Below are 26,532 nucleotides of genomic sequence, written 5' to 3' on the forward strand. Positions count from 1 at the left end.
CGCGCCGCTAGCAGTTGCCCACGTAGACGTGGTCGAGGTGTCGGCGCGACACCTCGGCGAGCCCCCGCACGACCTCGACGGGCGTGGGCGGTCGGTCCGTGAGGTGCCAGCGCGGGAAGAAGCGGGTGACGTGATGCACGATCGTCTCGCGACCACGTCCGCCGTCGAGGCTCGCGAGCCAGCCCGCGAGCGCGTCCATCTCGTCCTCGCCGTCGTTCATGCCCGGCACCACGAGCGTGGTCACCTCGAGGTGGCAGCTCGGGTCGGCGGCAAGGTGCTCGATCGTGCCGCGCGCGCACGCGAGCGAGCCCGGTGCGCCCCCGCAGGCCTCGTAGAACGCGTCCGAGAAACCCTTGAGGTCGATGTTCGCCGCGTCGAGAAGCCCCTCGAGCTCGTCGATGACGGCCGGCTCCACGCACCCGTTGGACACGAGCACGTTGACGAGGCCCGCCTCGCGTGCCAGCCGCGCGCAGTCGCGGACGTACTCCCAGGTGACGAGCGGCTCGTTGTAGGTGTAGGCGATGCCGGAGACGCGCTCGTCCCGCTCGCGCGCGTCGAGCGCGAGCGCCACCAGCTCATCGGGGGAGACCTCGCGCCAGCGCGCGTCCTTCTCGCCCGCCTGCGAGATCTCCCAGTTCTGGCAGAAAGGGCAGCGAAGGTTGCAGCCGTAGCCGCCCACGGAGACCACGTACGTGCCGGGCATGAAGCGGGCGAGCGGCTTCTTCTCGATGGGGTCGAGCGCGATCGACGTGAGGCGGCCGTAGCCCTCCGGCACGACGCGGCCGTCGCGGTTGCGCCGGGCGCGGCAGGCGCCGAGCGCGCCGGGGGCGAGGCGGCAGCGGCGCGGGCAGACGTCGCAGGTGGCGGTGCCGGCAACGGGCGCGCGGTCCTTCTCGCCCGCGCTCATCTGTGGCGCTCCACGACGAAGCGCTCTATCGCGACGCCCTCCTCCGAGAGCGCGATGCCGCCCTTGCGCGCGGCAATGCGCAGCTGCTCGTCGACGGTATCGACGCCGTCAAGGTCCGGGAGCAGCAGGCCGCGGCGGCCGTCCGGCGCGCTCACGATCACGCCGTAGCGGCGCGGGTCGAGCCCCTCGCGGCTATCCACGGGCTCGGGCTCGCCGAGGACGTCGACGTCGTAGACGAGCTCGGGGAGCTCGTCCGCCGTGACGGGCGGGAAGCGCGGGTCGTGCAGGCCGGCGGAGACCGCGTTGGCCACGATCTCCTCCGCGAGGCTCGACCGCGTGGGCGCGATGGTCCCGATGCAGCCCCTGAGCTGGCCGTTCTTTGTGAGCGAGACAAAGCAGCCGGCGCGGCGGGAGAGAAGGTCCGTCGGGAGGCCGTCCGGCAGGGGGAGGCGGCTGCCGGTGCGCACGCGGTGCTCGAGCGAGGCGCGGGCGAGCGAGACGAGGTCGTCCTCTCCGGCGCGGCGGCGCTCCATGTCCGCCGCGTGCCACGCCTCGTACTTCTCGCCGAAGGCGCGGTCGGGGTCCGAGCCCGCCGGCCCCGTGGGCGAGAAGCACGCGACGCCGTAGCCCACGCCGAAGGGTCCCTCGTGCGAGAGCAGCTCGGCCTCGACGGGTGTGCGGTCCAGGGCTCCGGCCATGATCTGGAAGGAGCGCAGGCCGCACTCGGCGGCGCGCTCGCAGAGGCCGGGGTCTGCCGTGAGCAGCGCGAGGAAGTCGCCGCTTTCAAACGCGTCGCAGGTCAGACGGTCGAAGACGGGTCCGTCGGGCGAAAAGCCGTACGGGCCGTCCGCGGCGAGCTTGTGCGACAGGTCTCCGGACGCGACGTAGGCGACGCGGCGGCCGAGGCGCCCCGCCGCGCGGGCGACGAGCTGACCCATGCGGTAGTGCTGGAGCGGGGAGAGGCCAGAGATGCCCATCCGGACCACGCGGTACGGCGCGGTCTCGGTCCCCGCGGCGCGGAGCTCGTCGTAGGCCAGCTGGATGAAGTGGAGCGGCACGAGCACGCCCCAGTCGAGGTCGGGCTCGCGCTCCCCGGAGGTCCCGGCGGGAAGGTCCTCCCCGCGGGCGAGCCGGCAGAGCTCGGCGACGAGCTCCTCGTCGTAGGCGACGTATGAGCCGTCCGCGGTGTCGCCGAACTGCGTGAACGTCCCACGGGCGCCGGGTCCCGGGGCTATGTGCAGGTAGTCGAGGTACATCGCCGTGTGCGGGCTGGAGATGACGATCGTGTCCGGCTGAAGTGCCGCTATGCGCCGCGCGACCTCGCGGTAGGCGTCCACGGTCGACTGGATTCCCCGCTCGCGGCCGTGGCCCACGCCGGGGACGATGAGGGGCGGGTGCGGAACGGCGACTGCGATGACGACGGACATGCGACCACCTCCCGGATGCCCGGTGTGACGCTTCCGTCATGGTCGGCGGCCCGCCGGGCGCAGTTGGTACTATTGTGCCCAGTCAAGACGCGGAGAGTGGGGAGAAGCGCATGACCGTTGTCCTTGTGGTGCTGGGCGTGCTCTCGATCGCCTACGGCCTGCTCATGGCCGCGCTCTACCCGGCGGGCGGCTTCTTCCTCGTGTGGGTCGTCCTGGGCGCGGCGCTGCTCGCGGCATGGCGCTTCCAGCCCGCCCGGCTGGCGATATGCGCCGTCTGCGTGGTCGGCCTTCTCGCCGTGGGCGCGCTCTCCGCGCTGATCGTGACCACCGCGGCGGCGACCCCGCCCGCCGGGCTCGACTGCCTGGTCGTGCTCGGCGCGGGGCTTCGCCCCGACGGGACGCCGACGGAGACGCTCCGGTATCGCCTCGACGCCGCGCTCGACTATCTCGAGGAGAACCCCGAGACCACCTGCATCGTGTCGGGCGGCCAGGGCTTCGGCGAGTCGCGGACCGAGGCGGACGCCATGGCCGACTACCTGGTGGGAAGGGGGCTCGACGCTGAGCGCGTCACCAAGGAGGAGCTCTCGACCACCACGGCCGAGAACATCCGCAACTCCGCGGGGCTTCTCGCCCCGGGCGCGTCGGTCGCCGTGGTCACCAACGACTTCCACCTCTACCGCGCACTGCGCATCGCGCACGAGAACGGGCTGCCGGAGGCGTATGGCCTGGCAGCCCGTACGAACCCGCTCTATCTTCCTCAGGCGACGCTGCGCGAGTGCTTTGCGGTCGCGAAGGACGCCCTCGTCGGCAACATCTAGCGCCTAGTTTGCAGCCTCGGCGTCCAGCGTCTCGCGGATGGCGAGGATGAACTCGCGCGTGCCGAGCGTCTCCGGGTTGGGGAGGCTGGTGATGCGCGCGAGGTCGCCGGTCATGCGGCCGGACTCGATCGTGTGGACCGTGGCCGCCTCCAGGCGGTTGGCAAAGTCCACGAGCTCGGGCAGCTCGTCCAGCTCGCCGCGCTTGCGCAAGGCGCCGGTCCAGGCAAAGATCGTGGCCACGGAGTTGGTGGACGTGGGCTCGCCCTTGAGGTGCTTGTAGTAGTGGCGCTGCACGGTGCCGTGGGCCGCCTCGTACTCGAAGTAGCCGTGCGGGCTCACGAGCACGGAGGTCATCATCGCCAGGCTGCCAAAGGCCGAGGACAGCATGTCGCTCATGACGTCGCCGTCGTAGTTCTTGCACGCCCAGATGAAGCCGCCCTCGGACTTGACCACGCGCGCCACGGCGTCGTCGATCAGCGTGTAGAAGTACTCGATGCCGGCCGCCTCGAACTTCTCGCGGTACTCCGCCTCGTAGATGTCCGCGAAGACGTCCTTGAAGCGGTGGTCGTAGGTCTTGGAGATCGTGTCCTTGGTGGCAAACCACAGGTCCTGGCCCGTGGAGAGCGCGTACTCGAAGCAGCTGCGGGCAAAGCTCTCGACGGAGGCGTCGAGGTTGTGCTGGCCCTGGACCACGCCGGGGCCGTCAAAGACGTGGACGAGCTCGCGGTGCTCGGTGCCGTCGGCGGCGGTGTAGACCAGCTCCACCTTACCGGGCGCGTCGATGCGCATCTCGGAGTTCTTGTAGACGTCGCCATAGGCGTGACGTGCGATGGTGATGGGCCTCTTCCAGCAGCTCACCACCGGGTCGATGCCCTTGACCACGATGGGGGCGCGGAAGACCGTGCCGTCGAGCAGCGCGCGGATGGTGCCGTTGGGGCTCTTCCACATCTGCTTCAGGCCGTACTCCTCCACACGCGCGGCGTTGGGGGTGATGGTGGCGCACTTGACGGCCACGCCCAGGCGCTTGGTGGCCTCGGCGGAGTCCACGGTGACCTGGTCGTTGGTCTCGTCGCGGTGCTCCAAGCCGAGGTCGTAGTACTCGGTCTTGAGGTCGACGTAGGGGCAGATGAGCTCGTCCTTGATGATCTGCCAGATGATGCGCGTCATCTCGTCGCCGTCCATCTCGACGAGCGGGGTCTTCATCTCGATCTTGGCCATGGGAGCCTCCCGGGGTCGCTGTGGTCACGGGGAGAAATGTATCACGGTGCGTGGGTCGGGGCGGTAAAACGTGCGCAAGTTGAGACACGCCGGACACACGAGGGCCCGGACTCACCGCAGCGATCTGGCGAGAAGGACGATGTGCCCTAAAGCTCGGTCGAGAAGCCGTCCAGGCGCCAGGGGATGTCGCCGTCGCAGGCGCTCAGCCTGGCGTAGAGCGGCTTGCCCTCGACGGCCAGGATTCCCGTCTCGAACCAGGCGCGGCTCCCGTCCTCCGACACGCTGAGAAGGCCCTCGGCCTGCACGCGCGCGAACGTGAGCGCGAGGTAGCCGCGCAGGACGCAGCGGTCGGGGCCCCAGGAGTCGGGGGCGAGGCTGTCGGCGAGACTGGCCAGCGCCTCGTCCCAGGACCCGAGCTGGACGGTGGTGGCGAGCAGCCGCTCCGCCCGCGCGAGCGGCCCGGTCGCCTCGCCGAGGCCCTCGAGGCCGACCTCGCCCGGCTCTCCGGCATCGACGTCGACGAGCGTCCAGCGCTTCCCGGCGACGGGCTTGGCCGAGCGGCGCAGCGAGACCCTCACGGGCGTGACGCCGTCGGGCTGCCGGTAGCGAAGCGGGAAGGTCGCGTTGCTGCGCGTTCCCTCGACGGATCCGGTGGAGCGGGCGACGCGGAAGTCCTCCTCGAGCGTCGCCATGGGGTCGACGTCGGGCGGGAGGACCTGGTAGAGCGTGCTGAGCTGCTCGTCGGAGCAGCGGACGTCGCGATGGAAGTCCTGCGGGAGGTCGCTCTGGGCGGCGGCCGGCTTGGGGGAGGCCTCCGACGCGGGCTGTTCACGGACGTGCTCCGGGACGTAGGTGATGGTGAGCGAGATCGAGGGTTCCGGCGCAGCCTCGGGCTCGGGCACGGGTTCCGGCTCTGGCACGGGTTCCGGCTCTGGCTCGGGTTCGGGCTCGGGCTCGGGCTCCGGCTCCGGCTCGGGCTCGGGCGTCGCGTCAACAACGGGTTCGGGCTCAGGCTCCGGCTCCGGCTCGACGACCTTCTCGACGTGCCGCGGCTTCACGGGCTTCAGCGCCTTCGCGCCGCGCCGGCGCTTCCACGGCTTGCCACCCGCGACCTTGGGCTCCTCGCGTCCCAGCAGCTCGAGTGCCCGGTCGTACTCCTCGCAGGCGAGGACCGTCCCGTAGACGTAGCCCTTCTTGAAGACCGTCAGCTTGACGAACTCCGAGAGCTCCTCGCAGAGCCCGCGCATGTCGTCGCAGCCCAGATCCTGGGGCGCGAGGCCGTCCGCCTCGAGCACCTCCTCGAGGCGCGGGAGCAGCGTCTGCCTCCCCACGCCGACCTCGCGGGAGAGCAGCTGGTACAGGTACAGGCGATTGCCCGGTGTGATCTTAGGCATGAGGGTCCTCTTTCGGGGGGCGTGCCCGCGGCGCGGGCGGGACCCCTACCTTACTCTCAAATTGTGGAGGCGTTCTGCCGGCCCTCGCGTGCGGCGCGGTTGCGGAGGTTCTCCACCGTGGCCTCCATGCCGTGCGGAGCGTAGGCAAGTCCCTGGAGCGTCTCCAGGTCGTGCGGCAGGTAGGCGGCGAGCGAGAGCTCGGCGGTCTGCTCCACGCGCTCCGGGACCGGGCCGGGCTTCGCCGTGAGCGCGAGCACCCGCGCTCCCTGCGCGCCGAGGCGCCGCTCGTACTCGCTCGCGGGGTCGTTGGGGCGCTCGGAGCGGGCGTCGCGGCTCTCCCAGAGCAGCTCGTAGCCCGCGAGCGGGACCTGCGTGAGCATGAAGTCGAAGAGCGGCTGGCTGTCCGTGCGCAGCCGGACCTCGCCCGAGGGGGCCAGCACCTCGCGGAAGTCCATCAGCCGCTCCATGCAGGCCATGCGCTTGCCGGCGTCGCGCTTGCGCGGGAACGGGGTCGGGAAGTTGAGGTGGATCACGGAGAGCTCGCCGGGCGAGAAGAACTCGCGCACGCGCATGCCCGTGCTCGGGACCACGACGACGTTGGGAAGTCCGCTCTCGAAGACGCGCTGCGCTGCGTATGCCACGCAGATGGGCTCGGAGTCCATGGCGACGAAGAGCACGTCGGGCTCCCGGCGGGCCGCCTCGACGGCGAAGGCGCCCTTTCCACAGCCGAGGTCGAGCCTCATCTCGGAGAAGGGCGCCGCCCCGAGGGGCGCGCAGGACTCCGCCCAACGACCGCGCAGGTTCTCGGGCTTGAGCTCTATGACGCTGCCGTAGCGCTCGAGACGCTCCTCGAGCACGAAGTTCTTCGGCAGGCGGGCATGAAGGGCGTGGGGCATGGGGAGGGACTCCGTTTCGCGCTACAGCAGCTCGTCGAGGGTGGCGCCGTAGGAGGGGAGGAACTCCCGTAGGAAGTCCGCGACCTCGGGGAGCTCGGAGGCCATCTCGTCCACGGCGGCGCGGCAGCTCGCCTCGGCGCTCGCGAACTCGGTGTTGCCCGAGCGCGCCTCCTCAACGCACTTGATGAGCGCGGAGATCTTGTCGGCCGCCTTCACCAGGCGGCGGAGGTACGCCTCGTCCTCGCCCGCGTCCTCGGCGGGCCAGAGCACGTCCTCGAGGGAGGGCCGCAGGTCGGCGGGAAGCGAGCCGAGCAGCCGCTCCTCGGCGCTGCGCTCGACGGCCTTGTAGGCGTCTCGGATGGTTCCGTCGTGGTACTTGACCGGCGTGGGAAGGTCGCCCGTAATAATCTCCGACGCGTCGTGGTAGAGCGCCACGAGTGCGGCGCGCTCGGCGTCGAGCTCCCGGCCGAACCTCACGTTGCCGATGACGCACAGCATGTGCGCGATGAGCGCCACCTCGAGTGAGTGCTCGGAGAGGTTCTCGGGACGCGAGCTGCGCATGAGCGACCAGCGCTCGATGTACTTCATCCGCGAGAGGATCGCGAGGAAATGGGACTCCGCAGGTTCTGCGGAGTCGAAGGATGCAAGGTTCTTCTCGGCCACTAGTCCTGGTCCTCCTGAATGCTCTGGAGCGTTGCCATGAGTGCGGGGATGACCTGCTTCTTGCGGCTCACCACGCCCGGTAGGCGCGCCTTGTCGCCCTCGGGCTCGACGTCGAAGGCGCGCGCCACGATGCTCTCGGCACCGTCGCCGTACCACATGATCTCGCTCGAGGAGGTCTTGACGTCGGTGAACAGGTAGAAGACGAGCGGGAGCTCCTCCTCGCGGGCGGCCTCGCCGAGGTAGGGACCCACGAGCTTCTCGGCCGCGAGACGACTGCGGTCGGTCATGTAGCTGCCCTGGCCGACGCCGAACTTGACGTTGCCGCGGCTGAACACCTTGAAGTCGCCGCCGAAGACCTCCTCGGCGGTGCGGCCGGTGAGGTCGGCGCCCGCCTCGAACATCTCGTCCGCATACGTGGCGATGTCGACGCCCGCGATGGCCGCGAGCTCCTCGGCCGCCGCGCGGTCGACGCCCGTGCAGGTGGGGGAGCGAAACGCCAGCGTGTCGGAGAGGATCGCGGAGAGCATGAGGCCGGCGATGTCCTTGGGCACCTCGACGCCGTTCTCGTGGTACATCATGTTGACGATGGTGCAGGTGCACCCCACGGGCATGTTGCGGAAGTAGGCCGGGCCGCTCGTCTCGATGGAGCCGATGCGGTGGTGGTCGATGATCTCCATGATCTCCGCCTGCTCGAGGCCCTCCACGGACTGCGAGCGCTCGTTGTGGTCGACGAGGATGACGTGCTTCTTCTTGGCGGAGAGCAGGTTGGGCGAGCTGATGAGGCCCACGTACTTGCTGTTCTCGTCGATGACGGGGAAGAAGCGGTGGCGGGAGCGCGCCATCATCTTGCGGGCGTCGTCAATCGCGGTGTTGACGCTCACCTTGAGGATGTTCTCGGAGAGCATCTTGGCGCGCACGGGGATGGACATGGAGATGAGGCGCGCGGCAGCGTAGGTGTCGTAGGGCGTGGTGATGATGGCGCAGCCGTGGCGCTCGGCGGAGGCGATCACGCGGTGCGAGACATGCGCGCTGCAGCAGACGATCAGGCAGCTGGCCTCGCACTCGACGGCGAACTGCTGGGTCTCGTAGCGGTTGGTGGTGAGGATGATGTCGCCGGGCTGGACGGTGTCCTCCATGAGCTCGGGCGTGGTGCCCACGCGCACGTTGCCGCCCTCGACGCGCGCGGTGGGGTCGCCGAGGATCATCTCGCCCTTGAGCGTGTCGATGATGTTGGCGTAGCAGGTGTGCGACTCGCCGATCACCGCCGTGTCGAAGACGTCCATGTTGGCGTTGGCGATGTCCTTGACCGCGATGAGGCCCTCGAGGTTGTTCTCCTCGTCCGTGATGCAGAGGGTGTCCACCTTGGTGTCGCGCATGAGGTTCCAGGCCGAGAAGAGGCTCATCTCGCCGTCGATGCCGCCCTGGCGCTGGATTTCCGTGTCCTTGATCTGCGGGGTGACGGAGGTGATGAGCTGGGGCTCCTCGAAGCCGAAGTGCTTGAGGACGAACGCGGTCTCGCGGTTGATGGCCCCCGCGCGGCGTGCCTCGAAGATGTTGGTGTGCTCGACCTCGTTCTTGAGGTGGGCATAGGCGATCGCCGAGCAGATGCTGTCCGTGTCCGGATGCAGGTGCCCGATGACGTTGATCTTGCGGATTCCCTCTGGCATGGGTGCTCCTCGAGCGTGGCGTTTCTTTTGCCTGATTGTGCCACGCCGGACGGGGGTTTTCCGGGGCGGCCTGCCAAACGGCAACATTCGTGCAGGCAGTGTGAACGCCGGAGGGCGTGCGTTGAGAGAGATGTTGGCCTAGGGGCAGTTTTCCCTGAGCGCTGTGTCACTTTTTGCCTCGTTTGTGTGACCGAGTTCTCAAAAGAACAAAAGTTCAGAAACTGATAGATCTATGAGCTGGGATAATACGCGCGAGAATTGAGGAGGGTGGACGGCTGCAGTTCCAGACGCACCCACACGAGCCAAAAAGTGACACAGCCATCCGATGAATCCGCCTTGGGAATCGAGCGACTGGGGACTCGGCGATATGGGTAGAAAGTGAGAACCAAAATCCCCGTACAACCTAGCTCGAGAAAGAGGCGATGTGGACGTCTGCATCTCTCATCAAACCGCACTTTCATACATGCTCAGGGTGCCAAACCTCAGGAAGCCGGGGGTTCGGCAGAGCCGGGCGAGTGCTGTCCCCAGGAGCGTGCCGGGGGCGGACGTCGTCCGAGAGCTGCATGCTGCGCTCGAGGGCTGCCTTCCGGAAGGGCATGATCGGCTGGATGTTCTTGTTTCGACCGAAGCTGGCCGCCACAACACGAAGTCCGTTCGGGCGCACCTGTGCACGATGGACCTGCCTCCCGGGTCGTTCATCCCAACGGATGCCTGGGGGGTTGAGTTCCACGTTTGCTCGCCGGAGCTCGTGTTCCTTCAGATGGCGGGGGAAGTTGAGCTCGACCATCTCATCTACGTTGGCTTTGCGCTCTGCTCGTCATTCAGATTGGATAGTTGGGAGCCTGGGGGCTGCGTGAAGCGCGAGGGTTTCGACACTCCGCTGACCACTGTCGATAGGATTCGCGCCTACCTCGAGCGCCTTCCCGAGGGCACAAAGAACCGGGCCGTCGCCCTACGGGCCCTGAAACACGTGCGCCCGCGCGCCCGGTCTCCGCGCGAGGCGGGGATTGCGATGGTGATAGGACTCCCACCCCTCCTTGGGGGCCACAAGCTCGGGGAGACGAGCATGAACCAGGAGATCAGGGTATATGACGGCGTCGACACTCGTGGGGAGCCCCGCTGGCTCACGCGCATCCCGGACATTCTCGTGGTGGCACGCGACCGGGCTGGCCGTGAACGGCGTGTGGGCGTTGACTTTGATGCCAAATCGACCCACGAGGGACCCGTTCGCGGGTACAGGGATGTGGACCGGAGGAACCTCATGGCACCCGATCCCACGTTCACGCACATTACGCTCGGATCCGCACAAGTCGACAACTATGTTGCGTTCTGTAGAGAGGTGGACCGGATCCGGCGTGCGCTGGGACAACGCCAGAAGCCTCGCCTGGCAGGCAGCCCCGACTCAGAGCGCAACCGACGGCTCGTTGCAGGGGTTCGTTCGAGACAGTTCGAGCTCTGGAATCGGGTGCTCGGTGCAGAGCGTCTCGTGCTATAGCCTTGCGGCAGAATTCCGCAGGGGCTGTGTCACTTTTTGGCTCGCCTGTGTGGAGAGACGCGTGGAAGACAACCGGGTGTCCTGACTGCCTCTGCATAATGCCAGTTGAGCATTAGGGGATTAAGAGGCTTCCGGATTTGACTTACTCATATGAGCAAAAAAGTGACACAGCCCCTACGGAATTCTGCCGCAAGGCCGACACGTTCAGGGGAGGCCCTGGATTTTGCAAGAACGATGCTGCCATGCCGTAAGATGGAGCCACGAAGTTCCCCGCGAGAAGGCGAGAAACCCCATGGCAGAGTTCGTGTATCAGCTGATCCGCGCCCGCAAGGCCGTCGGCGACAAGGTCATCCTCGACGACGTGACGGTCGGCGTGTTCCCGGGCGCCAAGATCGGCGTGGTGGGCCCCAACGGCGCGGGCAAGTCCACGCTGCTCAAGGTCATGGCCGGTCTCGAGGACGTCTCCAACGGCGAGGCCATGCTCAGCCCCGGCTACACCGTCGGGATCCTCGAGCAGGAGCCCCCGCTCGACGAGGACAAGACCGTCCGCGAGAACATCGAGCAGGCCTTCGGCGACGTCCTGGCCAAGATCGAGCGCTTCAACCAGGTGAGCGCCGAGATGGCCGAACCGGACGCCGACTTCGACGCCCTCATGGAGGAGATGGGCACCCTCCAGACCGAGATCGACGCCGCCAACGGCTGGGACCTGGACTCGCAGCTCTCGCAGGCGATGGACGCTCTCCAGTGCCCGGACCCGGACGCGCCCGTGAACATCCTCTCCGGCGGCGAGCGTCGTCGCGTGGCGCTGTGCCGCCTGCTGCTCGAGGCCCCCGACCTGCTGCTCCTTGACGAGCCCACCAACCACCTGGACGCCGAGTCGGTGCTCTGGCTCGAGCAGTTCCTGCACCGCTACCCGGGCGCCGTCATGGCCGTCACGCACGACCGCTACTTCCTCGACGACGTCGCCGAGTGGATCTGCGAGGTCGACCGCGGCCAGCTCTATCCCTACGAGGGCAACTACTCCACCTACCTCGAGAAGAAGGCCGCGCGTCTGGAGGCCCAGAGCCAGCAGGACGCCCGCCGCGCCAAGAAGATGAAGGCCGAGCTCGAGTGGGTGCGCTCCAGCCCCAAGGCGCGCCAGGCCAAGAACCGCGCCCGCCTCGAGCGCTACGAGCAGATGGAGGCCGAGGCCCGCGCCTCCAAGCGCGTGGACTTCACCGACATCCACATCCCCGTCGGCCCGCGCCTGGGCGCCAAGGTGCTCGAGGCCGAGCACCTCTGCAAGAGCTTCGGTGACCGCGTGCTGATCGACGACCTGTCCTTCTCCCTGCCGCGCAACGGCATCGTGGGCGTGATCGGCCCCAACGGCGTGGGCAAGTCCACCCTCTTCAAGATGATCGTCGGCCAGGAGGAGCCCACGTCCGGTACTCTCGAGGTGGGCGAGTCGGTGCAGCTCTCCTACGTCGACCAGATGCGCGCCGGCATCGACGCCGACAAGACCCTCTGGGAGGTCGTCTCGGGCGGCAACGACTACATCAACGTGGGCGACACCGAGATCCCGAGCCGCGCCTACGTAGCGGCCTTCGGCTTCAAGGGCTCCGACCAGCAGAAGCGCGCGGGCGTCCTCTCCGGCGGCGAGCGCAACCGCCTGAACCTCGCGCTCACGCTCAAGCAGGGCGGCAACCTCTTGCTCCTGGACGAGCCGACCAACGACCTCGACGTCGAGACGCTGGAGTCCCTCGAGGAGGCGCTCGAGGAGTTCCCCGGCTGCTCGGTGGTGATCTCCCACGACCGCTGGTTCCTCGACCGCGTGGCCACGCACATCCTCGCCTGGGAGGGCGACGACGAGAACCCCGGCCGCTGGCACTGGTTCGAGGGTAACTTTGAGGCCTACCAGGCCGACCGCGAGAAGCGCCTCGGCGCGGACGCCGCCAAGCCGCACCGCCTCCACCGCAAGCTCACCCGCGACTAGCGGCGGCGCGGCACCTCTCGGCGAACGGCGTCTCTCATCTGAAACATTACCGTCACAGAACGTCCACAACCAGTTAGAATGAAGGGGCGTCCCCAGGGGACGCCCTTTTTGTGAGTAACGGCGCCGCGCGCCATGACGATGGGAGCTCGCATGCACGGAGAAGACATCCGCACCCGTAAGGCCGTCATCATCGGCGCTGGTCGCGTGGGCAGCCACGTGGCGCTGTGCCTCATGTTCCAGCACCTCGTGAACGAGATCGTCTTCCTCGACGTCAACCAGGAGGCCGCGCGCGCCCAGGCCCTCGACCTCGACGACCTCGCCTCCGGCCTCGGCGACTCCTTCACCATCCGCGTGGGCGACTACTCCGACTGCCGCGACGCCCACTTCGTGATCCTCACCGCCGGCCGCAGCCGCCGTCCCGGCGAGACCCGCCTGCAGATGCTCGACGGCACCATCAAGGTGCTCGACGGCATTGTCGGCCCGCTGCGCGATTCCGGCTTCCACGGCATCCTGATCAGCGTCTCCAACCCGGCCGACATCGTGGTCGAGTACCTCTATCGAAAGATGGGCCTGCCCCGCAACCAGGTCTTCGGCACCGGCACCTCGCTCGACTCCGCGCGCCTGCGCCGCGTGCTCTCCGAGACGATCGACGTCTCCAGCCATCAGATCCAGGCCTTCTGCATGGGCGAGCACGGCGACTCCATGTTCATCCCCACCTCGCGCATCTCCGTCGAGGGCATCGGCCTGCGCGAGTACCTCTCCCTGCGCAACGACGTCGTGGATTCCATTGACTTCGACGACGTCATGCGCCGCGTGCGCGAGTCCGGCGCCGCGATCATCTCCGGCAAGGGCTGCACGGAGTTCGGCATCGCCTCGGTGGTGGCCGACCTCGTTACCTCGATCCTGCACAACGAGCGGCGCGTGGTTCCGCTTTCCGCCCACCTCGACGGCGAGTACGGCGAGTCCGGCATCTCGGCCGGCGTGCCCTGCATCATCGGTGACACGGGCGTCGACGCCGTGCTCGAGATTGACCTTTCGTATGACGAGCGCCGCGCCATGCGCAAGTCCTGCTCGATCATCCGCGACTACTGCGAGAAGGCGCTGCCCGCCGAGGAGTAGCCTCGGGGCGACAAGGACGACGAGCCGCGGGCGGGGAACAGCGAGAGCTGACCCCGCCCGTTTCTTGACCAAGCCGTAACGTCAATCTTGCCGGGGGGGGGGGTTCTCCTGGAGTAGAATTGCGCGGTCCCATGTGGCAGCGACGACAGGAGAGCCATGATCCGCATCGACCACGTGTCCAAGTCCTACGACGGGGGCGCCACCAACGCGGTGCGCGACCTCACGCTCGAGATACAGTCCGGCGAGATCTTCGGTCTTCTCGGCCCCAACGGCGCGGGCAAGTCCACGCTGCTCAACATGCTCGCCGGCGTGCTCGCGCCCAGCTCGGGCGTGATCGAGCTCGACGGAGTCAACGTGGCGACCGACCCGCTCGCCGCCAAGCGAAACCTCTGCTACGTGAGCGACTCGCCCGACCACCTGCTGCGCCTCAAGGGGCACGAGTTCCTCCGCTTCATCGCGGACGTCTACGAGGTGCCCGACGCCGTGCGCGGCCCGCGCATCGCGGAGCTCGCGCGCGAGTACGGCATGGAGGGCGAGCTGGACAACCAGATCCAGTCCTACTCCCACGGCATGCGCCAGAAGATGATGATCATGGGCGCACTTCTGCCCGACCCGGCCGTCTGGATTCTCGACGAGCCCATGACCGGTCTGGACCCCAAGGCGTCGTGGCTGCTCAAGCAGTCCATGCGCCGTCACGCGGATGCGGGCAAGACCGTGCTCTTCTCCACCCACGTGCTCGACGTGGCCGAGAAGGTCGTGGATCGCGTGGGCGTGATCGCGCACGGCGAGCTGCTCTTCGTGGGCACCGTCGACGAGATGCGCGAGCACTTCAAGAGCAACGGCTCGCTCGAGGAGATGTTCCTCGAGCTCACCTCGGACGAGTCCCCGCTCGCCGCGGAGGCCGAGTGATGGCGCGCGCGGCCGCGGCCTCCCAGGGTCTCTCCTGGCGCCAGTTCCGCGTGATGCTGCGCGTCATCCGCAAGGGCGAGCAGCACCTGGACAGCACCGGCATGGGGCTCGGCGACGACGTGGCCGAGAAGCGCAAGGGGCTGTGGGGCAGGCTCGGCGCCGGCGCGCGCAAGGTGGCGATGGGCTTCCTGTTTCTGCTGCTCGCTGCCATGTTCTTCATGATGGGCTACATGCTGGGCGAGGCCGGCGTCACGCCGTACCTGGCGTTCAGCCTCTGCGTGGTGTGCCTCGTGGGGCTCACCGTGCTCACGGGCCTCTACCAGGCCGTGAACATCCTCTACTTCGTCCGCGACCTCGGCTACTACCTCACGCTGCCCGTCTCGGCGACCACCGTCATGTGGGCCAAGCTGGTCCACTTCCTGGGGATGTCGCTGCTCGGCGATCTCATTATCCTGCCGATCGGCCTGGGCTCCCTGCTCGCCGCGGGCGCCGCGCCCGGGGCGTGGGTCGCCATGGCGCTGGCCTTCGTGCTGAGCGCCGTGGCCGTCAACCTGGCGCTCGTGATCGTCTGCGTGCCGATCATGCGCTTCTCGCGCCTCGCGCACGACAAGGACCGCTTCTCGCGCCTCTTCGGCGGCCTCATCGTCGTGCTCGCGCTCGTCATCGGCGTGGGCAGCCAGTTTGCGCTCCAGGGCGACGGCCTGGCGTCGCTGGCATCCGGCTCGGGGCAGCTGCTCTCGGGCGGCGTCCCCGCGGTCGTGATGGGGATCCTGTGCCCGCCCTCGCTGCTGGGAAGGCCGGTCATCGAGGGCGACCTGCCGGCCGCGCTCGGCGGGCTGCTTGGCATGCTCGCGTGCGTCGCCGTCTACGCAGTCGTGCTCTCCGCGGTGGCGCGGCGCTGGTACTTCGAGGGCGTCCAGGCGCTCCAGGGCGCCGGCGGGAAGCGCGGCCGCCGCGTCGAGGGCGCCGAGCTCGCCCAGGCCACGCGCACGCGCGGCGCGTTCGCCGCCAACCTCAGCCGCGACTGGAAGACGATGGTCCGCGTGCCCGTCTTCTTCAACCAGTTCGTCCTGAGCTCGCTGCTCATGCCACTCTACTTCGTGGTCATCATGGTGGTGAGCGGCATGGTGGGCGTCTCGCAGGCGTCCGACGCGGGAATCGAGCCGATGGCTCTGCTCGAGATGGCCCGCTCCCTCACCGCGCTTCTCGCCTTCGACAGCCCCGCGCTCGCGTGGTGTGCCGTGGGCGTGCTCGTCTTCGGCCTCTTCCTGGGCTTCTCGGCCTACTCGTTCACGATGGGCGTGAGCCGAGACGGCGAGGACTTCTTCTTCATGCGCGGCCTGCCCATGAACTGGAGCGCGTACCTGGCGGCGAAGTTCGTCGCGCCGTTCGCGCTCTCCACGGTCCCGATGCTCGTGCTCATCGTGGTGGCGCTGGTGGTGCTGGGCGTCCCCGCGGCTCCGGGCGCCTATCTCGTGGGCATCTACCTGGGCGCCACGGTCACCCTCGGCCTGCTGTCGCTCGGTCTCGGCGCGCTCTTCCCGCGGCTCGCGTGGGACAACGAGGCGCAGCTCGTCAAGGGTGGCGGTGCCACGCTGATGGTCTTCGCGGGGCTCCTCGTGGGCGTGGCCGTGATGGCGCTGCCCGCGCTCGCGCTGCTCGCCGGCGCGCTCTGGGAGGTCCTGGCGATGCCGGTTGCGCTCGGCCTTGCGCTGGCGGTCTTCGTCGCGGAGTGCGCCGTGCTCGCGTGGTGGGTGCTCGGCCCCTGCGCGAGGAGCCTCTCCCGTCGCGAGCGCTGATGCGTCGCCCGACCTCCTTCCGGGTGTGTACGAAATATCAACCTTGATGTTCTTCTCGGCAACTCGCCTATCTGCGGAAACGTGATCGTAAGGTACCGTATTAATATCGCAACTTCGTACACACTCGGAAGAGGAGGGGGCGACGCGCGCCCGCCGGGTGCATGCGCTCGGGTGGCTTCGGGTACAATCTCCGCGTCGTGCGACCGAGGAAGGAACCCCCGATGCCCAGCGAAGGCCCGAGCCTGAAGGACCTGTTCGACCAGATGCGCCGTGGCGGCGAGAAGGGCGGTGGCCCCGGCGACATCCCGCGCCCCGGTAGCTCGCTTTTCGACCGGCTCGCCACGTGGAGCCGGCGGGCGCTCATCGTGCTCGCGATCGCGGTCGTGGTCGCCCTCGTCGCGTGCTACTGGTGGTTCCACCCCTCGCTCAGCCTGCAGAGCATGCAGATCTGGACCTGGATCGTGGGAATCTGCCTCGCGGCCCTGCTGGTCCTGTCCGTGCTGGCGGCGCGCAGCGTAAAGAGCGCGAAGCTGTTCCGGCGCCTCATGGTCATCCCCGCGGCGCCGATCGTGGGCTTCGTCGTGGGCCTGCTGCTCTCCCAGCCCTTCTTCCCCGGCAACGCCGAGCGCTACGCGAGCGTGCTCAGCACCACCGACGGCGTCTTCGAGCAGGACATCGAGGAGGTCGACTACTCCGAGGTCCCCGTCATCGACCGCGACTCCGCCATCCTCCTGGGCAACCGCGCGATGGGCTCCATCCCGGAGTACGTGAGCCAGTTCGAGATCGCGGACACCTACAGCCAGATCAACTACCAGGGCCGCCCCGTGCGCGTGAGCCCGCTCGTCTACGCGGACCTCTTCAAGTGGTTCTCCAACCGCGACTCCGGCATCCCGGCGTACGTGCTCGTGGACATGGTGACCCAGGAGGCCAAGGTCGTGCGGCTGGACGAGCCGATCCTCTACTCCGATTCCGAGCCCCTCGCGCGCAACGTGGACCGCCACGTGCAGCTCTCCTATCCCAGCCTCATGTTCGACCAGAAGTCCTTCGAGCTGGACGAGGACGGCCACCCTTGGTGGGTCTACCCGGTCCAGCGCCGCACGATCGGCACCTTTGGCGGCACGGACATCTACGCCGTGGTGCTCGTGGACGCCTGCACGGGCGAGACGGACTTCTACGCCGTGGAAGAGGTCCCCACGTGGGTGGACCGCGCCTATCCCTCCGACCTGCTGATCGAGCAGTACAACTGGAGCGGCATGTACGCGAACGGCTGGCTCAACTCGTGGCTCGGCCAGGAGGGCGTGGTGTGCACCACGCCGGGAACCAACGGCCAGCTGGGCTACAACTATATCGCGCAGGGCGAGGACATCTACCTCTACACGGGCGTGACCTCCGTGACGGCCGACGACTCGAGCGTGGGCTTCATCCTGGTGAACCAGCGCACCGGCGAGTCGCACTTCTACCCGGTGGCGGGCGCGACGGAGGCCTCGGCCATGGCGAGCGCCGAGGGCCAGCTGCAGAACCTGCGCTACCAGGCAACCTACCCGATCCTGCTCAACGTGGCCGGCCAGCCCACCTACTTCGTGAGCCTCAAGGACGACGCGGGCCTGGTCAAGATGTTCGCGATGATCAACATCGAGCAGTACCAGAGCGTGGCCACCGGCTCCACGGTGGAGGAGTGCCAGGAGGCGTACCTCTCGCTGCTGGCGGCGGACGGCCTGCTCAGCGAGCAGGAGGCGGCCGACGCCTCGGTCACGGTTGAGGTCTCCGGCACGATCGCCACGATCGCGCAGGCCGTGGTGGACGGCAACTCGCACTTCTACGTCATGCTCGAGGGCGACGAGACGATCTACGACTTCGCCCTGCCGGGCCTGCTCGAGATCGTGACCTACCAGCCGGGTGATGAGATCGCGTTCCGCTGCGGCGAGAAGACCGAGGAGGCCGCCACCGTCACGGTGGCCGACCTGCTGTAGCCGCTAGCGTGCCGAACGGTCGTTGTTGACGGGCTGGTAGAAGAGGCGTGCGACCTCGGCGGGGTCGCGGGTCTGGCCGAGCGCCCACATGGTCTTGGCCACGAGCGCCTCGGTGGTCATGTCGTCGCCGCGCAGGATGCCGCACCGATCGGCGTAGGCGCGCCCGACCTCGTAGACGCCGAGGTCGAGGCCCTCCTCGGGGACCTGGGTGGTCACGACGAGCGTGCGCCCGGACTCGACCCAGTCGTAGATGGCGCGCTGGTACGCCCCGTCGTAGGCCGGGATGCCGCCGATGCCGAAGGTCTCCAGGATCACGGCGTCGTAGTCCGAGGCCAGCAGCTCGAAAATGCTCGGCCGCAGCTCCGGCGTGAGCTTGAGGACGATCACGCGGTCGTCGAGCGCGTCGTAGAAGCGCGGCGCCCGCCCGTCCTTCTCGGCCTGCGCCACGCCGGTCGCGCGGACCACGCGCTCGCCGCGGACGTAGGCGAGCGGCGGGAAGTTCATGCTCGTGAACGCGTTGAAGCTCATGGTGCGCTGCTTGCGGGCGCGCGTGCCGCAGATGACCTCGCCGCCAAAGACCACGCTCACGTCGCAGGAGGCGGGGTCGCAGGCGTAGAGGACGCTGTGGTAGAGGTTGAGCTTGGCGTCGGTGAAGGGGTTGGCCATGGGCTGCTGCGAGCCGGTGAGCACGATGGGCTTCTCGCTGTCCTGGACCAGGTAGGAGAGGGCGGCGGCGGTGTAGGCCATGGTGTCGGTGCCGTGGAGGACGACGAAGCCGTCGTAGCGGTCGTAGGAGTCGCGGACCACGGAGGCGATCCGAAGCCAGTCGCGCGGGCGCATGTTGGTGCTGTCGATGTTCATGGGCTGAACGAAGTCCAGCTCGCAGAGGGTGTCCAGCAGCGGCACGCGCTCGGCGAGCTCGCGGCCCGTGAGCGTGGGCGCCAACCCGTCGCGCTCGGGCGTGGAGGCGATGGTGCCGCCGGTGGCTATGACCAGGACGCGGCTCATCGGGCATCGCCCAGCAGGAAGCGCTCGATCGCCTCGGCGCAGCCGTCGTGGTCGTTGTCGGCGACGACGACGTCGGCCGCCGCGCGCGCGTTGTCGTTGGCGTTGCCCATGGCCACGCCGAGCCCCGCGGCGCGCAGCATGTCGAGGTCGTTGTCAGCGTCGCCCACGGCGATCGTCGCCGCGTGGTCGATGCCCAGGAGGTCCGCCAGGGCGAGAAGCCCGGTGGCCTTGGTCACCCCCTTGGGCGAGAACTCGAGGCTGGACTCCTCCGAGCGGGCGATCTCCGCCGGAAGGTCCCCCAGGCGCGCCGCCACGCGCTCGCGGGCCTCGGCGCTGGTGAAGTGGAAGATGAACTTCTGGTAGGTGGCGCCCGGGTCCAGCATCACGGGGCGGATGTCCTCCACCTGACGTGCCGTCATGCGGTACATGTCCTGGTAGATGCCCATGTTGTAGCGAGGCATGCTCTCGACGTGCGAGGTCTGGCAGTAGAACCCCCAGCCCTGGAACACGTCGATCATGGCGTCCTCGTCGCCCAGGGCCTCCAGGGCGCGCACGATGGCCTCGCGGTCCATGGGGGCCGCCGAGAGGACGCGGTGCTCGTGGAGGTCGTAGAGGACGGTCCCGTTGCAGCAGATCGCGTAGCGGACCGAGGCGAAGCTCTCCTGGTTGAGCTCGACCATTTGCGGGCAGCGCCCGGAGCTGATGGCGGCCACCTTGCCGGCCTCGGCCGCGCGCTCGAGGGCGCGGGTGGACGAGGGCAGGACCCGCTTCCTAGAGTCCAGCAGCGTCCCGTCCATGTCAAAGGCTATGAGTTCGTAGGTCATGGGCGCTCCGCTCCGCAGGACGCGCCGGTCGGCGCAGGCCTACCGGTGGTAGTAGCCGCGGCGCTCGTACTTGGGCTCGCAGCAGACGTTGATGCCGAGGTTGCGGTAGGTGCTCTTGTCGGCCTCGGAGAGGATGACCGAGAAGTACGCGTCGCAGCCGGCCAGCTGCTCGAGCGCGTCGACCGTCGCCTCCGCCTGGTCGTTGGTGGCGGAGGAGAGGGAGAGCGCGATGAGCATCTCGTCGGAGTGCAGGCGCGGGTTGTGGCTGCGCAGGTGGTCGGTCTTGAGGTGGCAGATGGGCACGAGGGCCTCGCTGCTCACCACGTAGGTCTCCTTGGGGATGCCCGCCATGTGCTTGGCGGCGTTGAGCAAAAGCGACGCCGCGGCGCCCATGAGGTCGGAGGTCTTTCCCGTCACGAGCTCCCCGTCGGGAAGCACCATGGCGGCCGCCGGGCCGCCGGTGGCCTCCTCCTTCTCGAGGGCCTTCTGGTGTGCGGGGGAGTAGTCGCAGGTCACGCCCGCCTGGCTCATGAGCAGCTCGATCTTGGCGAGCGCGTCCTCGCCCTCGCCGGTGCGGCGCAGCTCCTCGGCGGCGGCGAACCAGCGGCGCACGATCTCGTTCTTCGCGGCCTCCTGGCAGGCGTCGTCGTCGGAGATGCACAGGCCGACCATGTTGACGCCCATGTCCGTGGGGGACTGGTAGGGGCTCTCGCCGGCGATCTTCTCCATCATCGCCTTGAGCACGGGGAAGGTCTCCACGTCGCGGTTGTAGTTGACCGTGACGTCGCCGTAGGCCTCGAGGTGCCAGGGGTCGATGATGTTGCGGTCGTCGAGGTCGGCGGTGGCGGCCTCGTAGGCGATGTTCACCGGGTGCTTGAGCGGGAGGTTCCACACGGGGAAGGTCTCGTACTTGGCGTAGCCGGCCTGAACGCCGCGCTTGTTCTCGTGGTAGAGCTGGGAGAGGCAGGTCGCGAGCTTGCCCGAGCCGGGGCCGGGCGCCGTGACCACGACGAGCGGGTGGGTCGTCTCGATGTAGTCGTTCTTGCCGAAGCCCTCGTCGGAGACGATGTGGTCGACGTCGGAGGGGTAGCCGTCGATCAGGTAGTGGCGCCAGACCGAGACGCCCATGCCCTCGAGGCGGCGCTGGAAGGCCTCGGCGTGGGGCTGGCCGGTGAAGTGGGTGATGCAGATGCCGCCAACCGTGAGGCCGCGCGCGCGGAACGAGTCCATGAGGCGCAGCGCGTCCTCCTCGTAGGTGATGCCGATGTCGGAGCGGCGCTTGGCGTTCTCGATGTTGTCGGCGTTGATGACGATGATGGCCTCGACGTCGTCGGCCAGGCTCTCGAGCATGCGGATCTTGGAGTCGGGCTCGAAGCCGGGCAGCACGCGGCTCGCGTGGTAGTCGTCGAAGAGCTTGCCGCCGAACTCGAGGTAGAGCTTGCCGCCGAACTGCCCGATGCGCTCACGGATCTTCTCCGCCTGGAGGGAGATGTACTTGTCGTTGTCAAAGCCGATGCGCATGGGGCTCCTCTCGTCAGTCTCAACGATAGGAAAGGGTAGCACGAGGACCGCCCGCTTCCAGCAACAATTGAGGCCCTAACCGGGGAGATTTCCGAATTGTGTCACGCTTACGCGGGGAAAACACGCTTCAGGGCGTCAAGCGGTATCATGACTGATGCACATAAGGGTGCGAGAACTTTTGGGGGAAGTTATGGACAAGAAGAACATCGTGTGCACGAGCTCCATTCTGGGGGCTGACATGCACGTCATCACCTATGGCAAGAAGGGCCTGCCGGTCGTCGTCTTCCCGACGCAGGGCCAGGAGCCGGAGAGCCTCGAGGAGGTCGGCGTCGTCGACGAGCTGGCCGACTACATCGACTCCGGCGTCATCCAGCTCTTCTGCACCGAGACCGTCGACGACGAGTCCTGGGGCGGCCAGGGCGATCCCGCCGAGCGCGCCGCGCGCCAGGAGAGCTACTACCACTACGTCGTCGACGAGCTGGTGCCGCTGGTCAACAAGGTCAGCAAGTCCGGCGCTCGCCCGCTCGCGCTCGGCTTCGACGCCGGCGCCACCCAGGCCTCCATCGTCGCGCTGCGCCGCCCGGACCTGTTCCAGGGCTGCGTCTGCCTCTCCGGCTGCTACGACGCCCGTCGCTACTTCGGCGACTGGATGGATGCCACGCTCTACGAGAACACGCCCTGCGCGTTCCTGCCCAACATGACGCCCGAGCACCCCTACGTGGCGGTGTACAACCAGCGTCAGCTGCTGTTCTGCACCGGCCAGGAGGCCTCCGAGGCCGACTCGCTGCGCTCCACGCGCGTGATGGACGAGCAGCTCGCGCGCCTGGGCGTCGAGGCCTGGTGCGACTACTGGGGCGCTGACGTGGCCCACACCTGGTTCTGGTGGAAGAAGCAGCTGCGCTACTTCCTGCCCATCGTGCTCGCCGACGTCGAGAAGACCACGGCTGCCGAGAAGCCCGCGAAGAAGCGCGCCACCACGCGCAAGAAGGCCGCCGCCCCCAAGGCTGCCGCCGCCGAGAAGAAGCCGGCTGCCGCCAAGGCCGCCACGGCCACGAAGACGACGGCCAAGGCCGCCGCCCCGAAGAAGGCCGCCACGACGGCCAAGGCCGCTGCCAAGCCGGCCGCCAAGAAGGCTGCCACGACGACCAAAGCCACCGCTGCCAAGGTTGCTGCCGCCCCGAAGAAGGTCGCCGCCAAGCCGGCCGCCGAGAAGACCGCGAAGGCCGCGACTCCTGCCAAGGCCGAGAAGCCTGCGGCGCCCGCCAAGGCGGTCAAGGCCACTGCCCCGGCGAAGGCCACCAAGGCGGCCACGCCCGCCAAGGCCGTGAAGCCCGCCGCCCCGGCCAAGGCCACCAAGGCTGCCGTTCCCGCCAAGGCGACCAAGCCCGCGACCCCGGCCAAGGCGACCAAGCCCGCCACCAAGGGCAAGGCCACCAAGTAAATGAACTTCGTCTTCGTCTCGCCGCAGTTCCCCGAGGTCTACTGGCGGTTCTGCGCCGCGCTGCGGCGAGACGGGGCGCGAGTCCTCGGCATCGGCGACACCCCCTACGACCTTCTCTCCCCGGAGGTCCGCTCGTCTCTCGACGAGTACTACTGGGTCTCCAGCCTGGAGGACTACGACCAGGTCTACCGGGCCGTCGCGTTCTTCTCGTTCAAGTACGGCAAGGTGGACTGGATCGAGTCGAATAACGAGTTCTGGCTCGCCCAGGACGCGCGGCTTCGCGAGGACTTCAACGTCGCGAACGGACCGCGTCCCGGGCAGCTCGCCGTCTGGCAAAGCAAGGCGGCCCAGAAGCCGCTCTATGTCGCTGCCGGCGTCCCGACCGCCCGCCAGACCAGCCTCACCACCTTTGACGAGACGCGCTGGTTCATCGGGGAGATGGGCCACTTCCCGGTGTTCGCCAAGCCCGAGGTGGGCGTGGGGTCCGGCGGGACCCGCCTGCTCACGAGCGACGACGACCTGCGCGCCCTTCTCGCCGACCACGGCGACGTCCCGTACGTGGTCGAGCAGTACGTCGAGGGGGACATCTGCTCCTGGGACGCCATCCTGGACAGCCGCGGTGAGCCGCTCTTCGAGAACCAGGAGGAGTTCCCGCCCTCGATGGCCGACGTCGCCCAGAGGCAGCTCGACCTGACCTATCGCTCGCTGCCCGAGGTCGACCCCGCGCTGGCGCGGGCGGGTCGCGCGGTGGCGCGCGCCTTCGGCCTTGCCAGCCGCTTCGTCCACCTCGAGTTCTTCCGCCTCTCCCAGGACCGGCCGGGCCTGGGGTCCGCGGGCGACTACGTCGGCCTCGAGGTCAACGTCCGACCGCCCGGCGGCTCCACGCCCGAGATGGTTGGCTGGGCCCACGGCCTGGACGTCTTTCAGGCCTGGGCGGACATGGTCTGCTACGATGAGCTGCGGTGTGAGCCGTCCGGCGAGCCCTCCGTCTGCGTCTACGCCGCGCGTCGCGACGCCCATCGCTACGTCCACGCGCACGAGGACGTCCTGGCGCGCTGGGGCGACGCGATCGTCTCGTGCGGCCGCGTGGCGGACGCGCTCTCGGACGACCTGGGCAACCAGCAGTACACGGCGCGTTTCGCGACCTCGGAGGATGCCGACGAGTTCGTGGCCTACGTTCAGGCGAGGAGGCGCTTCGGTCATGGAGATCAGGCGAGCGACGAGTAGGGACCTGGCGGGCGTGCACAGCCTGCTGAGCCAGGTGCTCGAGGTGCATGCGGCGGGCAGGCCGGACATCTTCCGCTCCGGCACGCGCAAGTACACCGACGAGGAGCTTCTCGCCCTGTTCGAGGACGACGCCCATCCCGTGTTCGTGGCCGTGGACGACGATGGCGCCGTGCTCGGGCACGCCTTCTGCGAGGTCCAGGACTACCGGGCGTCAAACAGCTGGCAGCCCATCGTGAGCCTCTACATCGACGACATCTGCGTGGACGAGGCCCATCGCGGCTGCCACGTCGCCACCGCCCTCTACCAGCACGTCATTGCCTTCGCGCGCGAGTTGGGCTGCCACAACGTGACGCTCAACGTCTGGGAGTGCAACCCCGGCGCCCGCGCGTTCTACGACGCGATGGGCATGACCCCGCTCAAGACCTGCCTGGAGCAGGTGCTGTAGCGAGCGCCTGGGCGGACTGCTTACGATTTTGGGGTAGTTGCAGGGCGCGATGGTCTCCGCGCTTAAGAATCTGGGGTTGTTGTAGGTCCGCGGAGCCTCAGGGGCGCGTCCTTCTCGCCGTGCGAGCAATAAACCGCAGGTGGCGAGAAGAACGTGATGCCGCAGGGTGCCGTGCAGGGTGCAACAACCCCAAAAGCCTAAGCAGCAGACCTGTCTTGCCCTGCAACTACCCTGAAATCCTAAGCAGAAAAGGTCCTGGGCGGCGCTCACGCCTCCATGACCCAGCTCTTGCCGAAGTCGTCGGTGACGCGGACCATGTCGCTGACGAGCGGGCACACGTGCGTGCGCACGACGCGAGCCGGGTTGCCCACGACCGTGGTGTTGGCGGGCACGTTGTCCACCACGACCGAGCCCGCCCCGACGTAGGCCCCGTCGCCCACGGTAATGGCGCCGAGCAGGATGGACCCGGCGCCGATGAGGACGCCGTCGCCCACCGTCGGGTGGCGCTTGCCGCCATGCTTCCCGGTCATGCCGAGCGTGGCGTTCTGGTACATGAGGCAGTCGTCGCCGATGACCGCGGTCCCGCCGATGACCACGCCGATCCCGTGGTCGACGGTGAAGCGGCGACCGATCTTCGCGGCGGGGTGGATGTCCGCGCCGTAGCGGATGCGCGAGCGCTTGGCGAGCCACAGGGCGAGCGTGCGGTGCCCGCGCTCGTAGAGCCAGTGCTGGCGGCGGTAGGCCCGCACGATGCGAAATCCCACCGAGAAGCGCGTGACGTCGGCGACCGAGCCGGCGGAGGGGTCGCGCTTGAAGGCGGCCTCGGCGTCCTCGCGGATGAGCCTGCGCAGCTCCGACCAGGTTATCTTCTCGCCAGCCATCACGCCTCCACGGAGAGGTAGCGCTCGCCGGTGTCCGGGAGCACGGCGACGACGGTCCTGCCGGCGCACTCCGGGCGCGCGGCGAGGCGCAGCGCCGCGGCGACGGCGGCGCCCGAGGAGATGCCCACGAGGAGGCCCAGCTCGCGCTCGAGGCGACGCCAGGTGGCGAGCGCGTCGGCAGAGCTCACGGCCATGATCTCGTCCACGAGGGTGCGGTCGAAGTTTCCGGGCACGAAGTTGGCCCCGATGCCCTGGATGGCGTGCGGGCCCGCCGCCCTGCCGGCGAGCACCTGCGACTCGGCGGGCTCCACGGCGACGGCGCGCACCGAGGGGTTCTGCTCCTTGAGATAGCGCGCTGAACCGCAGAGCGTGCCGCCCGTTCCCACGCCGGCCACGAGCACGTCCACGGTGCCGTCTGTGTCGGCCCAGATCTCCGGTCCGGTGGTCTCGTAGTGCGCCCGCGGGTTGGCGGGGTTGTCAAACTGCCCGGCGATGATCGAGTTGGGCGTCGCGGCGGCAAGCTCCTCGGCGCGCGCGACGGCGCCTGCCATGCCCTCGGCACCGGGCGTGAGCTCGATCCGGGCGCCATAGGCGGCGGCAAGCGCGCGACGCTCCACGCTCATGGTGTCCGGCATCGTGAGGACGAGCCGGTAGCCGCGCGCGGCGGCGACCATGGCGAGGCCCACGCCGGTGTTGCCGCTCGTGGGCTCGATGATGGTGCCGCCGGGGGAGAGGCGGCCGGTGCGCTCGGCGTCGTCCACCATGGCACGCGCCACGCGGTCCTTTGCCGAGCCGCCGGGGTTGGCGGCCTCGAGCTTCCCCAGGACGCGGGCCGCGCCCCCGGCGAGCGCCGAGAGGTCGACGAGCGGGGTGGATCCGATGAGGTCTTCGACGGTGTGGGCGACGTGCATGGCTCCTCCTTCTCCGGGCC

The 26,532-nt window shown here is 68.5% G+C and carries 22 protein-coding genes; 10 read left to right on the forward strand and 12 right to left on the reverse strand.

Going from position 1 to position 26,532, the window contains the following annotated elements:
- Positions 1-7: 7 nt before the first annotated feature.
- Together amrS and amrA are read right to left on the reverse strand one after the other, a co-directional pair.
- Complete coding sequence (gene amrS / locus INF26_RS01695) at positions 8-907, reverse strand: AmmeMemoRadiSam system radical SAM enzyme (protein ID WP_193529000.1); 900 nt, start codon at positions 905-907, stop codon at positions 8-10.
- Positions 904-2,334: an AmmeMemoRadiSam system protein A gene (amrA, locus tag INF26_RS01700; RefSeq protein WP_193529001.1), complete on the reverse strand. Its 1,431-nt coding sequence runs from the start codon at positions 2,332-2,334 to the stop codon at positions 904-906. Before amrA ends, amrS begins: the two co-directional genes overlap by 4 nt.
- A gap of 110 nt (positions 2,335-2,444) precedes the next feature.
- Here amrA and INF26_RS01705 point away from each other — a divergent pair, with 110 nt between their 5' ends.
- On the forward strand, positions 2,445-3,152 hold the full coding sequence (locus INF26_RS01705) for a YdcF family protein (RefSeq protein ID WP_193529002.1): 708 nt from the start codon (positions 2,445-2,447) through the stop codon (positions 3,150-3,152).
- A 3-nt stretch (positions 3,153-3,155) separates the two neighbouring features.
- Here the strand turns inward: INF26_RS01705 and INF26_RS01710 are convergent, their stop codons facing one another.
- From INF26_RS01710 to INF26_RS01730, 5 genes are all read right to left on the reverse strand, one after another.
- A complete protein-coding gene (locus tag INF26_RS01710) occupies positions 3,156-4,370 on the reverse strand; it encodes an NADP-dependent isocitrate dehydrogenase (protein ID WP_193529003.1) in 1,215 nt (404 codons plus the stop codon).
- Between the two features lie 146 nt (positions 4,371-4,516).
- Positions 4,517-5,764, reverse strand: coding sequence for a DUF3825 domain-containing protein (locus INF26_RS01715; protein WP_193529004.1), 1,248 nt, complete (start codon positions 5,762-5,764; stop codon positions 4,517-4,519).
- A 56-nt stretch (positions 5,765-5,820) separates the two neighbouring features.
- Entirely contained in the window at positions 5,821-6,660 is an 840-nt protein-coding gene (gene trmB, locus INF26_RS01720) for a tRNA (guanine(46)-N(7))-methyltransferase TrmB (RefSeq protein WP_193529005.1), read from the reverse strand.
- 21 nt (positions 6,661-6,681) lie between these two features.
- The gene (yfbR, locus tag INF26_RS01725; protein WP_332307281.1) at positions 6,682-7,323 is read right to left on the reverse strand and encodes a 5'-deoxynucleotidase; all 642 of its coding nucleotides are present in this window, start codon (positions 7,321-7,323) and stop codon (positions 6,682-6,684) included.
- Positions 7,323-8,990: a putative manganese-dependent inorganic diphosphatase gene (locus INF26_RS01730; protein ID WP_193529006.1), complete on the reverse strand. Its 1,668-nt coding sequence runs from the start codon at positions 8,988-8,990 to the stop codon at positions 7,323-7,325. Before INF26_RS01730 ends, yfbR begins: the two co-directional genes overlap by 1 nt.
- A 424-nt stretch (positions 8,991-9,414) precedes the next feature.
- Here INF26_RS01730 and INF26_RS01735 point away from each other — a divergent pair, with 424 nt between their 5' ends.
- From INF26_RS01735 to INF26_RS01760, 6 genes are all read left to right on the forward strand, one after another.
- On the forward strand, positions 9,415-10,485 hold the full coding sequence (locus INF26_RS01735) for a hypothetical protein (protein ID WP_193529007.1): 1,071 nt from the start codon (positions 9,415-9,417) through the stop codon (positions 10,483-10,485).
- A gap of 292 nt (positions 10,486-10,777) precedes the next feature.
- Positions 10,778-12,457 carry an energy-dependent translational throttle protein EttA gene (gene ettA / locus INF26_RS01740; RefSeq protein ID WP_193529008.1) on the forward strand — a complete coding sequence of 560 codons (1,680 nt, stop codon included), beginning with the start codon at positions 10,778-10,780 and terminating at the stop codon, positions 12,455-12,457.
- A gap of 150 nt (positions 12,458-12,607) precedes the next feature.
- Entirely contained in the window at positions 12,608-13,576 is a 969-nt protein-coding gene (locus INF26_RS01745; protein WP_193529009.1) for an L-lactate dehydrogenase, read from the forward strand.
- 156 nt (positions 13,577-13,732) lie between these two features.
- Entirely contained in the window at positions 13,733-14,485 is a 753-nt protein-coding gene (locus INF26_RS01750) for an ABC transporter ATP-binding protein (protein WP_193529010.1), read from the forward strand.
- Positions 14,485-16,284 (forward strand): putative ABC transporter permease subunit, encoded by a 1,800-nt coding sequence (locus INF26_RS01755; RefSeq protein WP_193529011.1) that lies wholly within the window; start codon positions 14,485-14,487, stop codon positions 16,282-16,284. Before INF26_RS01750 ends, INF26_RS01755 begins: the two co-directional genes overlap by 1 nt.
- 221 nt (positions 16,285-16,505) lie before the next feature.
- Positions 16,506-18,254 (forward strand): Tat pathway signal sequence, encoded by a 1,749-nt coding sequence (locus INF26_RS01760; RefSeq protein WP_226371796.1) that lies wholly within the window; start codon positions 16,506-16,508, stop codon positions 18,252-18,254.
- A 3-nt stretch (positions 18,255-18,257) separates the two neighbouring features.
- Here the strand turns inward: INF26_RS01760 and INF26_RS01765 are convergent, their stop codons facing one another.
- Genes INF26_RS01765 through INF26_RS01775 form a run of 3 tightly spaced genes read right to left on the reverse strand, consistent with a single transcriptional unit; the run spans position 18,258 to position 21,607 of the window.
- Entirely contained in the window at positions 18,258-19,262 is a 1,005-nt protein-coding gene (locus INF26_RS01765) for an asparaginase (RefSeq protein WP_193529012.1), read from the reverse strand.
- Positions 19,259-20,086 (reverse strand): Cof-type HAD-IIB family hydrolase, encoded by an 828-nt coding sequence (locus INF26_RS01770; RefSeq protein ID WP_193529013.1) that lies wholly within the window; start codon positions 20,084-20,086, stop codon positions 19,259-19,261. The genes INF26_RS01765 and INF26_RS01770 overlap by 4 nt, the downstream gene beginning before the upstream one ends.
- 39 nt (positions 20,087-20,125) lie before the next feature.
- Entirely contained in the window at positions 20,126-21,607 is a 1,482-nt protein-coding gene (locus tag INF26_RS01775) for a DUF1846 domain-containing protein (protein WP_193529014.1), read from the reverse strand.
- A gap of 190 nt (positions 21,608-21,797) precedes the next feature.
- Between INF26_RS01775 and INF26_RS01780 the strand changes: the two genes are divergently transcribed.
- From INF26_RS01780 to INF26_RS01790, 3 genes are read left to right on the forward strand one after another with little or no spacing between them, the layout of a single operon-like run.
- Positions 21,798-23,048, forward strand: coding sequence for an alpha/beta hydrolase-fold protein (locus INF26_RS01780; protein ID WP_193529015.1), 1,251 nt, complete (start codon positions 21,798-21,800; stop codon positions 23,046-23,048).
- The gene (locus INF26_RS01785) at positions 23,049-24,275 is read left to right on the forward strand and encodes an ATP-grasp domain-containing protein (protein ID WP_193529016.1); all 1,227 of its coding nucleotides are present in this window, start codon (positions 23,049-23,051) and stop codon (positions 24,273-24,275) included.
- Positions 24,250-24,720, forward strand: a complete 471-nt coding sequence (locus INF26_RS01790; RefSeq protein ID WP_193529017.1) for a GNAT family N-acetyltransferase — start codon at positions 24,250-24,252, stop codon at positions 24,718-24,720. The genes INF26_RS01785 and INF26_RS01790 overlap by 26 nt, the downstream gene beginning before the upstream one ends.
- A gap of 266 nt (positions 24,721-24,986) precedes the next feature.
- Here INF26_RS01790 and epsC read toward each other — a convergent pair whose 3' ends face one another.
- The gene (gene epsC / locus INF26_RS01795) at positions 24,987-25,601 is read right to left on the reverse strand and encodes a serine O-acetyltransferase EpsC (protein ID WP_193529018.1); all 615 of its coding nucleotides are present in this window, start codon (positions 25,599-25,601) and stop codon (positions 24,987-24,989) included.
- A complete protein-coding gene (gene cysK, locus INF26_RS01800) occupies positions 25,601-26,512 on the reverse strand; it encodes a cysteine synthase A (protein ID WP_193529019.1) in 912 nt (303 codons plus the stop codon). Before cysK ends, epsC begins: the two co-directional genes overlap by 1 nt.
- Positions 26,513-26,532 lie beyond the last annotated feature (20 nt).

This window comes from Thermophilibacter gallinarum (genome assembly GCF_014982725.1).
In the GTDB taxonomy this organism is placed as follows: domain Bacteria; phylum Actinomycetota; class Coriobacteriia; order Coriobacteriales; family Atopobiaceae; genus Thermophilibacter; species Thermophilibacter gallinarum.

Coding starts and splice junctions, on each gene's coding strand:
- amrS (WP_193529000.1), bottom strand. CDS start 907: ATGAGCGCGGGCGAGAAGGACCGCGCGCCCGTTGCCGGCACCGCCACC.
- amrA (WP_193529001.1), bottom strand. CDS start 2,334: ATGTCCGTCGTCATCGCAGTCGCCGTTCCGCACCCGCCCCTCATCGTC.
- INF26_RS01705 (WP_193529002.1), top strand. CDS start 2,445: ATGACCGTTGTCCTTGTGGTGCTGGGCGTGCTCTCGATCGCCTACGGC.
- INF26_RS01710 (WP_193529003.1), bottom strand. CDS start 4,370: ATGGCCAAGATCGAGATGAAGACCCCGCTCGTCGAGATGGACGGCGAC.
- INF26_RS01715 (WP_193529004.1), bottom strand. CDS start 5,764: ATGCCTAAGATCACACCGGGCAATCGCCTGTACCTGTACCAGCTGCTC.
- trmB (WP_193529005.1), bottom strand. CDS start 6,660: ATGCCCCACGCCCTTCATGCCCGCCTGCCGAAGAACTTCGTGCTCGAG.
- INF26_RS01730 (WP_193529006.1), bottom strand. CDS start 8,990: ATGCCAGAGGGAATCCGCAAGATCAACGTCATCGGGCACCTGCATCCG.
- ettA (WP_193529008.1), top strand. CDS start 10,778: ATGGCAGAGTTCGTGTATCAGCTGATCCGCGCCCGCAAGGCCGTCGGC.
- INF26_RS01745 (WP_193529009.1), top strand. CDS start 12,608: ATGCACGGAGAAGACATCCGCACCCGTAAGGCCGTCATCATCGGCGCT.
- INF26_RS01750 (WP_193529010.1), top strand. CDS start 13,733: ATGATCCGCATCGACCACGTGTCCAAGTCCTACGACGGGGGCGCCACC.
- INF26_RS01755 (WP_193529011.1), top strand. CDS start 14,485: ATGGCGCGCGCGGCCGCGGCCTCCCAGGGTCTCTCCTGGCGCCAGTTC.
- INF26_RS01760 (WP_226371796.1), top strand. CDS start 16,506: ATGCCCAGCGAAGGCCCGAGCCTGAAGGACCTGTTCGACCAGATGCGC.
- INF26_RS01765 (WP_193529012.1), bottom strand. CDS start 19,262: ATGAGCCGCGTCCTGGTCATAGCCACCGGCGGCACCATCGCCTCCACG.
- INF26_RS01770 (WP_193529013.1), bottom strand. CDS start 20,086: ATGACCTACGAACTCATAGCCTTTGACATGGACGGGACGCTGCTGGAC.
- INF26_RS01775 (WP_193529014.1), bottom strand. CDS start 21,607: ATGCGCATCGGCTTTGACAACGACAAGTACATCTCCCTCCAGGCGGAG.
- INF26_RS01780 (WP_193529015.1), top strand. CDS start 21,798: ATGGACAAGAAGAACATCGTGTGCACGAGCTCCATTCTGGGGGCTGAC.
- INF26_RS01785 (WP_193529016.1), top strand. CDS start 23,049: ATGAACTTCGTCTTCGTCTCGCCGCAGTTCCCCGAGGTCTACTGGCGG.
- INF26_RS01790 (WP_193529017.1), top strand. CDS start 24,250: ATGGAGATCAGGCGAGCGACGAGTAGGGACCTGGCGGGCGTGCACAGC.
- epsC (WP_193529018.1), bottom strand. CDS start 25,601: ATGGCTGGCGAGAAGATAACCTGGTCGGAGCTGCGCAGGCTCATCCGC.
- cysK (WP_193529019.1), bottom strand. CDS start 26,512: ATGCACGTCGCCCACACCGTCGAAGACCTCATCGGATCCACCCCGCTC.